Here is a 12,416-nt window from a genome sequence, read left to right on the forward strand (position 1 = left end):
GCCGCGCCCTTATATCAGGTCGCGCGCAGAGGGAAGGCTTCGACGGGTGTTCCCGCCGCATGGCCTTCGCTGTCGGCGCCGATGGTGAGCCACGCATCGGCCATGCGGATATGGTCGAGCGACAGGTTGCCCGTGCCGAGAACCTGCCACTGTTCCGCCTCGCGCCGCACGAGCGCGACCTCGGCAACCCCGACAGTCGAGGCGATCTTGCGCGAAAGCGGCAGCGCCGTACCCTGCCGAGGCAGGCGAGCGGCCAGACGGTCGATGAGCGGTTGCACCAGCATGAGATAGGCGCCGAGCGCATGATCGGGCAGGCCGGGCAGCGCCACGATGGGCACAATGCCGCGCCTGCCGATGGCCGCTGTTTCGCCGGGCTGCAATGCAAGGCCATGGGCGATGAGCGTGCCGGCGTCTTTTATCGCGTCGGCCGAGCAGTCGGTGCGCCCGGCGCCGGTGCCGCCGATCAGAACGAAGAGATCGGCGCTGGCTTCGCTTATCGCTGCCGCGATTGACTGTGCCTCACGGGCGGCGGGCGTAGCCGTGACGGCTGCGCCGTCGGCTTGCGCCAGTGCGGCGATGAATTCGGCGGTGGGGCCGGTTCCGTCCGGGTGCGCCACATCGATGAGGCTGAGCCTGGGCGCGCGTACCATGACCGTGTCAGCCCCTGTCGCGCGCAATGCCAGAAGATCGGCGGCGCTTAAGCCGCGGCCGGCGATGGCTGCCGGTCGCCCGGCAGCAATATCTTCGCCGGTCCGGCGCACGCCCTGACCGGGAATGGCCTCGGCGACGGCCTGCGCCATCGGCCCGTGATGCTCGACAAGGTCGGGCTCCAGAATGCAATCGCAGCCTTCAGGGAGGGCTTGTCCGGTCTCGATCCATTGCGGTGGGCGGCTCAATGGCACCGGCGAATAGGGCGAAGCCCCGGCAAGATCGAGCGAAGGCAGTGCCCAACCGTCGATGACGGCTTTGTTTCGTTGGGGGAGGGGCGCATGCAGTCCCGGCATTTCGGCGGCTATGCACCCGCGTGCCTCGGCAAGCGGCATGGACTGCGGCGCAACCGGAGCCAGACCGTCGAGCAGGGCGGCGCGCGCCGATTCGAGGCTGGTCAGCGCGCCATGTAAAGGCTGCGTTCTGCTCATGCCCGATGATGGGCCGGATGCGGCGCCAATTGCAACCGGCATTGGGGGTTTGGTGCACGAGGGTGGCTCCAGTTTGCATCGTGCGCGCCGCGAGGCTCGCCGTTATCTCAGCATCAGGGAGGTTGGCGCCCGCCGAAAGGCCGTGCGGCGGTGAACGATATGCTCACCGCCAATACCACCCGGCGATCAGTCCTTCTTGGCGTTGGGGAAGAACAGCTGCTTGCCGTCGATCTTGTAGGCGGCGATGGCCTTCTGGCCTTCGTCGGAGAGCAGGTAGTCGATGAATTCCTGGCCAAGCTCGGCCTTGACCGTCGGGAATTTGTCCGGATTGACCACCATCACGCCATACTGGTTGAACAGGCGCTTGTCGCCCTCGACGACGATTTCGAGATCGCCGCGATTCTTGAACGACAGCCAGGTGCCGCGATCCGAAAGCACATAGGCATTCATGGCGCTGGCGGTGTTGAGCGCCGCACCCATGCCCTGGCCGATATCGCGATACCAGTCGCCCTTGTCCTTGGCGATGTCGATGCCGGCTTCCTTCCACAGCTTGAGTTCGGCGGTGTTGGTGCCGGAGCGGTCGCCGCGCGAGACGAAGGGCGCCTTCTTCTCGTCGATCGCCTTGAAGGCGGCGGTGATGTCGGAGGTGCCGGCCACGCCTGCCGGGTCGCTCTTCGGCCCGATCAGCACGAAGTCGTTATACATCACGTCGTCGCGCTTTTTGGCAAAGCCTTCGTCGAGGAACTTCAGTTCCTGCGATTTGGCGTGGACGAAGACGACATCGGCGTCGCCACGGCGCGCGGTGTCGAGCGCCTGGCCGGTGCCCTGCGCGATCACCTTCACGTCGATGCCGGACTTTGCCTTGAACAGCGGCAGGAGATAGTCGAACAGGCCGGAATCCTGCGTCGAGGTGGTCGAGGCGACGATGATCGACTTGTCCTGCGCGGGCGCGGCAGTGCTGCCGGCGGCGAGGAAAAAGGCGACGGCCAAGGCTGAAAAGAGACGGCGGTTCAACACGAAAAAACTCCCTTGGTTAGATGACGAGGTCACCGCGCACGAAGGACGCGGCCTCGGTGGTTGAAGGACGGTCGAAGAAATCGGCGGCGGCGGCGTGTTCGCGCAAGGCGCCGCGCACCAGGAACATGACGTCGCCGGCCAGCCGCCGCACCTGGCCAAGATCATGTGAGGCCATGACGATCTTTATGCCCGATTGCGCGGCTATCCGGACGATATCCTCCACCGCGCGCGTGGCGGCGGGATCGAGATTGGCGGTCGGCTCATCGAGCAAAAGCAGCTCCGGCTCGCGGGCCAGCGCGCGGGCCAGCGCCACCCGCTGCTGCTCGCCACCGGAAAGCCGCCTTGCCGGGCGGTTGGCCAGGTCGGGCAGGCCGACGCGCTCCAGTGCCTGCTTCATGCGGGCGATGCGGGCCTTGCGCGGCAGATCCGACCGGGCGAGGCCATAGAGCACATTTTCGGCGACCGAGCGGCGCAGCATCACCGGCCGCTGGAACAGCATGGCGATCTTGCCGGGGCTGAGCGCATGGCGTCCGCCCCAGCTGATCCGGCCCTCAGTGGGGGTGGCGAGCCCCATGCAAAGGCGCAGCAGCGTCGTCTTGCCGGAGCCGTTGGGGCCAACGACCAGCGTCGGCGCGCCGGGCCGGATCGCCAGGCTGACGCGATCCAGAACGGTGGTTGGACCGAAGCGCAGCGTCACTTCTTCGAAGCGCAGGGGAAGATCGCTCGACATGTCGCGCATCAGCCTGCCTTTTGCTCGGACCATGTGCGCACGCCCCAGGCGGCGGCATTGATCATCAGGATGATCGCGATCAGGATCAGGCCGAGTCCCATGGCCAGCGGCAGGTCGCCTTTCGATGTTTCGAGCGCGATCGTCGTCGTCATGGTGCGGGTGAAGCCGTTGATGTTGCCGCCGACGATCATCACCGTGCCGACTTCGGCAGCGGCGCGGCCGAAGCCGGCCAGAAGGGCGGTGACCAGGCTGAAGCGGCTATCCCACAGAAGTGTCGCCACGCGCCCCGCCGGACTGACATTCAGGGCCAGCAGTTCATCGCGATATTCGTGCCACAAATCCTCGACGGTCTGGCGCGTGAGCGCGGCGATGATCGGCACGACGAGAAGCGACTGGGCGATCACCATGGCCGCCGGCGTGAACAGCAGGCCGAACATGCCGAGCGGGCCGGACCGTGACAGAAGCAGAAAGACGGTGAGGCCGACGACGACGGGCGGCAGGCCCATGAAGCCGTTGAGAAGCACGATCAGCGCGGTGCGGCCGCGAAACCTGGTCAGCGCCAGAATCGCGCCGAGCGGCAAGCCGACGATGACGGCAATCACCACCGCCGACAGGCTGACGGCCAGCGACAGGCGCACGATCGCATAAAGCGTCGCGTCGCCGCTGATAATCAGTTGCCAGGCACTTGCGCTGTCAGGCATTTTGCCTCCCTCCCGCGGCGTTGTCTGCAATGATCGTGCTTGAGTCAAACAATTGAATTCCAGCAAGAATATGCATAAAGGTGCAGGCATGGATTTGCTAACGACTGCCGAAGCCGCCGATTATTTGCGCCTGGGCGAACGCAAGCTCTACGAGCTCGTCGCTGCCGAGGCGATCCCGTGCAGCAAGGTCACGGGCAAATGGCTGTTTCCGCGCCATGAACTGGACCGCTGGGTTCTTTCGGGACTTGTGCGGCCGGAAGGCATGCTGCCGCCGGACACGCCGCCGATCGTCGGTGGCAGCCAGGACGATTTGCTCGAATGGGCGTTGCGGCGTTCGGAATCCGGCCTTGCCTCGTTGAACGAGGGGTCCGAGAACGGTCTTAACCGGCTGGTGCGCGGCGAAGTGTGTGCGGCCGCCATCCATTTTCATTCCAGCCATGAGGAAGAGGGCGAGCCGCCCAATGTGGAGATTGTGCGCGCCATGCCGCTGCTGCACGATGTCGTGCTGGTGGCCTTCGCGCGGCGTGAGCAGGGCCTGTTGCTGGCGCCGGGCAACCCCAGGCAACTGTTTAGCCTTGCCGATGTGGTTGCCCGCAATGCGAAGATGGCGGCCCGGCAGAAAGGGGCGGGGGCGCAGCAGCTTTTGGAGGCGCTGCTGGCCAAGGCCGGCATCGGCCTGTCGCAACTGAACCTCACGCCGCCCTGCATGAGCGGGCCGGACCTGGCCGCGGTGATCCGCGCCGGCACCGCCGATTGCGGCATCGCGACCCGGTCGGCGGCGCGTGCCTATGGCCTCGATTTCGTGCCGCTTGTCTGGGAGAGTTTCGACCTTCTGATGCGCCAGCGCACCTATTTCCAGCCGCCGATGCAGACCTTGCTGCGGTTCATGGCCGAGAACGACCTCGCCGCGCGCGCCGAGGAACTTTCCGGCTACGACGTCGCGCCGGCGGGCGCGATACGGTTCGCCAAATAGCCGACCGGCAAGCGCGGTGCCGTCCCCGCCAATTTGGGGTGGGGCGGATTACGGATGGGGCGGATCGGCCGTCTGCGCCGAATGGGAGCCGCGACTCTTCTCGCTGGCGTAGAGCGCGACCGCCATGGCGCGGTTGCGCACGTCCAGCTTGTCGTACAGATTCTTCAGATGATATTTGACGGTGTTCTCCGAAATACCGGTACGCGTGGCGATCTGGAGATTGGTCCAGCCATCGGCCAGCACGGCGAGCAACTCGCGCTCGCGCATGGTGAGCTTCGACAAGGGCGTGTCGTGGATCTTGGAAACGTCGGTGTAGGGGATGCAGATGCGCCCCCGCGCGACGGCGACAAGCGTGTCGAAAAGGATCGCCGGATCGTCGAACTGGTAGCAGAAGCCCTGCGCGCCGAGCCGCACGCATCGCCGCAGGATGGAGATGTCGTGGTCATTGGAGAAGATCACCACACGGGGATGGAGGTCGCGCCGCTGCAATTGCGCCAGCACCTCGCCGCCATCCATGTCGGCTAGCCGCCAGCCGAGGACCGCCACGTCGAAGCCCGGTTCGGCGGCCGAGGCGGCCTGGAGGAACGCTTCGCCGGTCTGCAGAGTGCCGGCAAGGTCGAAACGGCCGTCACGCCCGATCATGTCGCCGAGAGCGGCGACCACCAGCGGGTTGCGCTCGCCGATCAGGATCTTGAACCTTTGTTCGGTTGCCGCCGATGTCATGTCAACCGCGGTCCCGTGGTGCTGGCCTTTCCATTCGGCGTTCATGCTCCTCCCATCTTGCTTCTATGGATTCACCTTTCGCCCGCTTGCGGTTTGGCCGCCTGCAAATTCATATCATGAATGATTTTTTCATTCCAGTAGAATTGAGCGATTTGCGTGCCGGACCAAAGAACAAGCCGGCAAGGCGTCCAGATGAGGCGATCCTACCCGTTCGGGTAGGGGTCCATCGTCCGGCCGGATGCGTTCGCGTGAACTGATCGCACAGTCCGTCTGCCGTTGGGCGATCTTTCGTCGGACTGTGCGACAAAGTGGCTTGACGGCGAGCCGGTTTCAGACAAACTTCACCATGAGGAAAAAAAGACGCCTAAGCGGAAAATACTTGCGTGCCACGAAATCGAGAAGTTCCGTGGCCAGACGCAATCCATAAACCAGATTCGGGAACAGAACCATGAGTGCTGTTACGGAAGTGGGCGCGGCCGAACAAAGCGGCCAGCTTCAACGCACGATCGACTGGAAAGGCGCCTTCTGGGTCGCCAGCGGCGTTCCGCCTCTCGTGCTGTTTTCCATCGGCGGCATTGCCGGCACCGTGGGCAACATCGCCTTCCTGATCTGGGCACTGTCCATCCTGATGGGGTTTATCCAGTCCTTCACCTATGCCGAGATCGCCGGCCTGTTTCCCAACAAGTCGGGAGGTGCCTCGGTTTATGGCGCGACCGCCTGGCTGCGCTATTCCAAATTCATCGCCCCGCTTTCGGTATGGTGCAACTGGTTTGCCTGGACGCCGGTGCTTTCGCTCGGCTGCACCATCGCCGCCGCCTATATTCTGAACGCCCTGGCGCCGATCCCGGTCTTTTCCGAAACCTCGCCGCAGGTGGTGGCCTATCTGGCGGCGCATGCCGGCACGAGCGCGGCGGACGCGGTTGCCGCGGTCACGGCCGCCGCCACGCCGGCCATTCGCACCTGGACGCTTTACAGCCACACGCTCGGCCCGGTCGGTTTTTCCTTCAACGCCATCTTCTGGATCGGCGCGATCCTGATGTTGATCACCTTCTCCATCCAGCATCGCGGCATTCTCGGCACTGCCGTGGTACAGAAGGTCGTCGGTCTGCTGGTCATCGTCCCGCTGCTGATCGTCGGCATCGTGCCGATCGTCACAGGGCAGATCAACTGGGACAATTACGCCCCGCTGGTGCCACTGGCCGTTGCCTATGAACCGGCGCCGGGCATGTGGAATATCTCGGGCTGGACGCTGGCGCTCGGCGGCATGTTCATCGCCGCCTGGTCCACATACGGCTTCGAGACGGCGGTCTGCTATACGCGCGAATTCAAGAACCCGGCCACCGATACGTTCAAGGCGATCTTCTATTCGGGCCTGCTGTGCATCGTGCTCTACATTCTGGTGCCGTTCACCTTCCAGGGTGTGTTGGGCATCAACGGCATGCTCGCCGGGCCGATCGTCGACGGTTCGGGCGTCGCGGCCGCCCTGGCGGCCATGGTCGGCGGCGGCGTGATGATCAAGACGCTGCTTGTCATGCTGATGCTGCTGGCGCTGATCCTCGCCATCATGACGGCGATGGCCGGTTCTTCACGCACGCTTTACCAGGGCTCCGTCGACGGCTGGCTGCCGCGCTATCTCAGCCACGTCAACGAGCATGGCGCACCCACCCGCGCCATGTGGACGGACCTGTGCTTCAACCTGATCCTCCTTGCCATCGCCTCGACCGACGCGACCAGTTTCTTCTTCATCATGTCCGTCGCCAATTGCGGCTACATCGTCTTCAATTTCCTGAACCTGAACTCGGGCTGGATTCACCGCATCGACAACGGCCACATCCATCGGCCATGGAAGGCGCCGACCTGGATTCTGACGCTGGGCACCATTTTCGCCTTCGTCAACGCCGTGTTCATGGGCGCCGGCGCCAAGGTATGGAACCCGATGGCGCTGTGGGCGGGCTTCGTCGCCGTGGCCCTGATCATCCCTGTGTTCTGCTTCCGCCACTACATTCAGGACGGCGGCAGGTTCCCCGCTCATATGCTCGACGACCTCGGCATGGACGAGACCGATCTCAGGCGCAGGAAAGCGGGAATGCTGCCTTATCTGACGCTGATCGCCGGATTGGCCGTCGTGCTGATTTCCAATTGGTTCTTCGTTCTTTGAAGACCCGCAAAGCCAATTCGGTCCCGCGCTGCAAGGCGCGGGACCTTGATATAACCGGGAGGAAAAAATGACCACTGCAGCAATAGCGCAAGGTGGGCCGGGTGACGCCCAGCTTCATCGCACAATCGACTGGCGCGGCGCCTTCTGGGTCGCCAGCGGCGTTCCCGCGCTCGTCCTTTTCTCGATCGGCGGCATTTCAGGCACCGTCGGCGTGCCGGCCTATACGATCTGGATCGTCTCGGTCTGCTTCGGCCTGATCCAGGCCTGCACCTATGCCGAGATCGCCGGCCTGTTCCCCAGCAAATCCGGCGGCGCGTCAGTTTACGGCGCCACGGCCTGGCTGCGTTATTCGAAGTTCATCGCGCCGCTTTCGGTGTGGTGCAACTGGCTGGCATGGACGCCGGTGCTGTCGCTCGGCTGTTCGATCGCCGCCGCCTATATCCTCAACGCGCTTGCGCCCATCCCGACCTTCACGGAGACTTCGCCGCAAGTGGCCGCATGGCTTGCCGATCCCGCCAATACGGGCAAGGCCGCCGCGGATGCGATCGCGGCGCTGACCGCCGCCGGCACGCCGGCCATTCGCGACTGGACGCTCTATAGCGGCACGCTGGGTCCGGTCTCGTTCTCCTTCAATTCCGTGTTCATGATCGGCGCGATCCTGATGCTGATCACGTTCGCCATCCAGCATCGCGGCATTCTCGGCACGGCGAGCGTGCAGAAAGTCATGGGCCTGATCGTCATCGTTCCAATGCTGATCGTCGGTCTGGTGCCCATCCTCACCGGCCAGATCAACTGGGACAATTACACGCCCTTCGTCCCGCTGGCTGAAGCCTATGCGCCGGCACCCGGCGAGTGGAACATTTCGGGCTGGACCCTGGTGTTCGGCGGCATGTTCATCGCGGCGTGGTCGGCCTATGCCTTCGAAACCTCGATCTGCTTTACCAGCGAGTTCAAGAATCCGAGCCGCGACACCGTGCGCGCGATCCTGTATTCGGGCCTGCTGTGCCTGCTGCTCTACACGCTGGTGCCGTTCACGTTCCAGGGCGTGCTTGGGCTGGAAGGCATGCTGGCGCCCGACATCGCCGACGGTTCGGGTGTCGGCCATGCCATGGCGCAGATGGTCGGCGGCTCCGGCTTCGTCACCACGATCATGATCATGCTGATGATCCTGGCGCTGATGCTGGCCATCAATACCGCGATGGCCGGGTCTTCGCGCACCCTCTACCAGGGTTCGGTCGATGGCTGGCTGCCGCGCTACCTCAGCCACGTCAACCACCACGGCGCACCGACCAGGGCGATGTGGACCGACCTGATCTTCAATCTCGGGCTTCTCGCAATCGCCTGCGCGGATGCGGCAAGCTTCTTCTTCATCCTCGCCGTTTCCAATTGCGGCTACATCATCTTCAACTTCCTGAATCTCAACTCGGGCTGGATTCACCGCATCGATAACGGCCACATCCACCGGCCGTGGAAGGCGCCGACCTTCCTTATCGCGGTTGGCTTCACTCTGTCCTTCTGCAACGCCATGTTCATGGGTGCAGGCGCGAAGGTTTGGAACCCGTGGGCGCTGTGGTCCGGCTTCATCGCCGCCGCCCTCATCATCCCGGTGTTCTGCTTCCGCCATTACATTCAGGACAAGGGTCGATTCCCGACGCACATGCTCGACGATCTCGGCATCACCCAGGAGGACCTGAAGGAGCGCAAGGCGGGAATTCTGCCATACCTTACGCTGGTTGCCGGCGTTGCGGTGGTGCTCATCGCCAACTGGTTCTTCCAGATCTAAAGAGCCTCGTTGCTGCCAGTTGAATACGACGAGACTCTAACGAAAACTTGCACTAAAGAAGGTGGCCGGCATTGCCGGCCACAACTTTTTTCGGACAACCAATTGTAATAGTTAGGCATCGTCGGATTTTTTCATATTTCTTTCTATGAAAGAATCTTGCATCAGGGTTGACTCATCGGGCTGCGGCTTGTTATGGAGTCAGCCGGGAAAAAGTCAGTGAATGGCCGGCCGGAATGGTTTTCCGGATCTGCTGTCCTGCGGTGCATTCCGTGGGCTCGGTCATTCCATGCCCTGGGAGGAAATGCACAGGATGACGACGGTAATCGATGGCAAGGCTGTTGCCGCTGATGTCGTTTCGAAGGTCCGCGCCGCGGCCGAGAAGCTGACCGCCGACACGGGCGTCGTGCCCGGTATCGCGGTGGTCATTGTCGGCGAGGATCCGGCGAGCAAGGTCTATGTCGCCTCGAAGGGCAAGAAGGCCAGGGAATGCGGTTTCCATTCCGTCGAGCACAAGCTGCCGGCGGAGACGAGGCAGGCCGATCTGGTGGCGCTGATCGAGAAACTGAATGCCGACCCGGCCATTCACGGCATCCTGGTGCAGTTGCCTCTGCCCGACCATATCGACGCCGGCCGCATCATCCAGACCATTTCTCCTGACAAGGATGTCGACGGTTTCCACTTCATCAATGTCGGCAAGCTCGGCACCGGCGAACTCGACACGGCGTTTGTGCCTTGTACTCCAGCCGGCTCGATGCTTTTGATCGAGCGTGTGCTCGGCCGGGACCTTTCGGGTCTCAACGCCGTGGTGGTCGGACGCTCCAACATCGTCGGCAAGCCGATGGCCAATCTGCTGCTCGCGGCAAACGCCACCGTCACGGTGGCGCATAGCCGCACCAAGAACCTGCCCGATGTCTGCCGGGCCGCCGATATCGTGGTGGCGGCGGTCGGCCGGCCGGAAATGATCAAGGGCGACTGGATCAAGCCTGGCGCGACCGTCATCGATGTCGGCATCAACCGGCTTGAGGCCGGCGCCGACGGCAAGTCGAAACTGGTCGGCGACGTCGACTATGCGGGCGCCTCGGAGCGCGCCGGAGCGATCACGCCGGTGCCTGGCGGCGTCGGGCCGATGACCATCGCGCTTTTGATGGCGAACACGATGACCTCCGCATATCGCGCGGCCGACCGGAAGCCGCCGCGCCTTTAACACCTGCTGGCCCGGCAGCGCCGCCGGGCACCGATACCACGCCGATCCTCATTCAATCGAAACACTGCTAGGGAAGACAGTCATGGCGGAATTCAAGAGCGACATCGAGATAGCGCGCGCAGCGAAGAAGAAGCCGATCCAGGAGATTGGGGCGAAGATCGGGATATCGGACGAGCATTTGCTGCCTTACGGACACGACAAGGCGAAGGTTTCGGCTGATTTCATCAGATCGGTGCAGGGCAAGCCGGATGGCAAGCTGATCCTTGTGACGGCGATCAACCCGACGCCTGCGGGCGAGGGCAAGACGACGACGACGGTTGGGCTTGGCGACGGGCTGAACCGGATCGGCAAGAAGGCCGTGATCTGCATTCGCGAGGCCTCGCTCGGGCCGAACTTCGGCATGAAGGGCGGTGCGGCCGGCGGCGGCTATGCCCAGGTCGTGCCAATGGACGACATGAATTTGCACTTCACCGGCGACTTCCACGCCATCACCTCGGCCCACAACCTGCTTTCGGCGCTGCTCGACAACCACATCTATTGGGGCAACGAGCTTGGCATCGACACGCGCCGGGTGACGTGGCGGCGGGTGATGGACATGAACGACCGGGCGCTGCGCCAGATCGTGTGCTCGCTGGGCGGGGTGGCCAACGGCTATCCGCGCGAGGCCGGCTTCGACATCACGGTTGCCTCCGAAGTGATGGCGATCCTGTGCCTGTCGCGCGATTTGAAGGATCTGGAAAAGCGGCTCGGCGACATCATCGTGGCCTATCGGCGCGACAAGACGCCGGTGTTCGCGCGTGACCTCAAGGCGCCGGGCGCGATGGCGGTTCTGCTCAAGGACGCGCTTCAGCCGAACCTTGTGCAGACGCTGGAGAACAACCCGGCCTTCGTGCATGGCGGCCCGTTCGCCAATATCGCCCATGGCTGCAACTCGGTGATGGCCACGACCACGGCGCTGAAGCTTGGCGAATATGTGGTGACGGAGGCCGGCTTCGGCGCCGACCTGGGTGCGGAGAAGTTTTTTGACATCAAGTGCCGCAAGGCGGGGCTGAAGCCGGCGGCGGCGGTCATCGTGGCGACGGTTCGCGCCATGAAGATGAATGGCGGGGTCAAGAAGGACGATCTGGGTGCGGAGAATGTCGAGGCGGTGAAGAAGGGCTGCCCGAACCTTGGCCGCCATATCGAGAACGTGCACGAGTTCGGCGTGCCCGTGGTGGTGGCGATCAACCACTTCCATTCCGACACCGATGCCGAGATCAAGGCGCTGCAGGATTACGTCAAGACGCTCAATGCCGACGCGATCGTGTGCAGGCACTGGGCCAATGGCTCGGCGGGCGCCGAAGATCTGGCCAAGAAGGTTGTGCAGCTTGCCGAGTCGGGTGCTTCGCAGTTTTCGCCGCTTTATCCGGACGATCTGGGCCTGTTCGACAAGATCGACACCATCGTCAAGCGCGTCTATCGCGGCGAAGGCGCGATTGCCGACAAGAGCGTGCGCGACCAGTTGCACCAGTGGGAAAAGCAGGGTTACGGCAATCTGCCGATCTGCATGGCCAAGACGCAATATTCGTTCTCGACCGACCCGAACCTGCGCGGCGCGCCGACCGGCCATGTGGTGCCGGTGCGCGAGGTGCGGCTTTCGGCGGGTGCCGGCTTCGTGGTGGCGATCTGCGGCGAGATCATGACCATGCCGGGCCTGCCCTCGAAGCCGTCGTCGGAAAACATCCGCCTCAACGCCGACGGCCAGATCGAAGGCCTGAGCTGAGCGGCAAAGGTTCTGCAGATCCGGCGATGGGTCAAATCCCAACAATCGGATTGCAACAATAGACCCAACAATAGCGAAAGGCGCCAATCGGCGCCTTTCCTGCTTTGGCACCCAGTTTTCTGGGCGTTGCCCCTCGATTTTCGGCCCTTCACGCGCCATCAAGGCACCACGCCACATCAGGGAGCCAACAATTGAACAAAACAATCGAACGCATCACAGGCGATAC

At 63.4% G+C, this 12,416-nt stretch carries 10 protein-coding genes; 5 read left to right on the forward strand and 5 right to left on the reverse strand.

The genetic code is table 11. The features are described 5' to 3' along the window. Positions 1-14: 14 nt before the first annotated feature. From BFN67_RS13935 to BFN67_RS13950, 4 genes are all read right to left on the reverse strand, one after another. Complete coding sequence (locus BFN67_RS13935; protein WP_080920172.1) at positions 15-1,139, reverse strand: molybdopterin-binding protein; 1,125 nt, start codon at positions 1,137-1,139, stop codon at positions 15-17. 186 nt (positions 1,140-1,325) lie between these two features. Next, positions 1,326-2,129 (reverse strand): ABC transporter substrate-binding protein, encoded by an 804-nt coding sequence (locus BFN67_RS13940; RefSeq protein WP_080920181.1) that lies wholly within the window; start codon positions 2,127-2,129, stop codon positions 1,326-1,328. Between the two features lie 43 nt (positions 2,130-2,172). Further along, positions 2,173-2,895, reverse strand: coding sequence for an ABC transporter ATP-binding protein (locus BFN67_RS13945; protein WP_080920173.1), 723 nt, complete (start codon positions 2,893-2,895; stop codon positions 2,173-2,175). Continuing rightward, a complete protein-coding gene (locus tag BFN67_RS13950; protein ID WP_080920174.1) occupies positions 2,895-3,587 on the reverse strand; it encodes an ABC transporter permease in 693 nt (230 codons plus the stop codon). The genes BFN67_RS13945 and BFN67_RS13950 overlap by 1 nt, the downstream gene beginning before the upstream one ends. Positions 3,588-3,675: 88 nt before the next feature. Here BFN67_RS13950 and BFN67_RS13955 point away from each other — a divergent pair, with 88 nt between their 5' ends. Beyond that, the gene (locus BFN67_RS13955; RefSeq protein WP_080920175.1) at positions 3,676-4,560 is read left to right on the forward strand and encodes a helix-turn-helix transcriptional regulator; all 885 of its coding nucleotides are present in this window, start codon (positions 3,676-3,678) and stop codon (positions 4,558-4,560) included. A gap of 48 nt (positions 4,561-4,608) precedes the next feature. Here the strand turns inward: BFN67_RS13955 and BFN67_RS13960 are convergent, their stop codons facing one another. After that, positions 4,609-5,283: a LuxR C-terminal-related transcriptional regulator gene (locus BFN67_RS13960; RefSeq protein ID WP_080920182.1), complete on the reverse strand. Its 675-nt coding sequence runs from the start codon at positions 5,281-5,283 to the stop codon at positions 4,609-4,611. A gap of 448 nt (positions 5,284-5,731) precedes the next feature. On the opposite strand from BFN67_RS13960, the gene BFN67_RS13965 reads away from it, so the two are divergent. From BFN67_RS13965 to BFN67_RS13980, 4 genes are all read left to right on the forward strand, one after another. After that, positions 5,732-7,441: a trimethylamine N-oxide permease gene (locus BFN67_RS13965; protein WP_080920176.1), complete on the forward strand. Its 1,710-nt coding sequence runs from the start codon at positions 5,732-5,734 to the stop codon at positions 7,439-7,441. A gap of 67 nt (positions 7,442-7,508) precedes the next feature. After that, complete coding sequence (locus tag BFN67_RS13970; RefSeq protein ID WP_080920177.1) at positions 7,509-9,224, forward strand: trimethylamine N-oxide permease; 1,716 nt, start codon at positions 7,509-7,511, stop codon at positions 9,222-9,224. Between the two features lie 310 nt (positions 9,225-9,534). Then, positions 9,535-10,428 carry a bifunctional methylenetetrahydrofolate dehydrogenase/methenyltetrahydrofolate cyclohydrolase FolD gene (gene folD, locus BFN67_RS13975; protein ID WP_080920183.1) on the forward strand — a complete coding sequence of 298 codons (894 nt, stop codon included), beginning with the start codon at positions 9,535-9,537 and terminating at the stop codon, positions 10,426-10,428. Positions 10,429-10,510: 82 nt separating this feature from the next. After that, positions 10,511-12,190 (forward strand): formate--tetrahydrofolate ligase, encoded by a 1,680-nt coding sequence (locus BFN67_RS13980; RefSeq protein WP_080918256.1) that lies wholly within the window; start codon positions 10,511-10,513, stop codon positions 12,188-12,190. Positions 12,191-12,416 lie beyond the last annotated feature (226 nt).

This window comes from Manganibacter manganicus (assembly GCF_002075885.1).
In the GTDB taxonomy this organism is placed as follows: domain Bacteria; phylum Pseudomonadota; class Alphaproteobacteria; order Rhizobiales; family Rhizobiaceae; genus Mesorhizobium; species Mesorhizobium manganicum.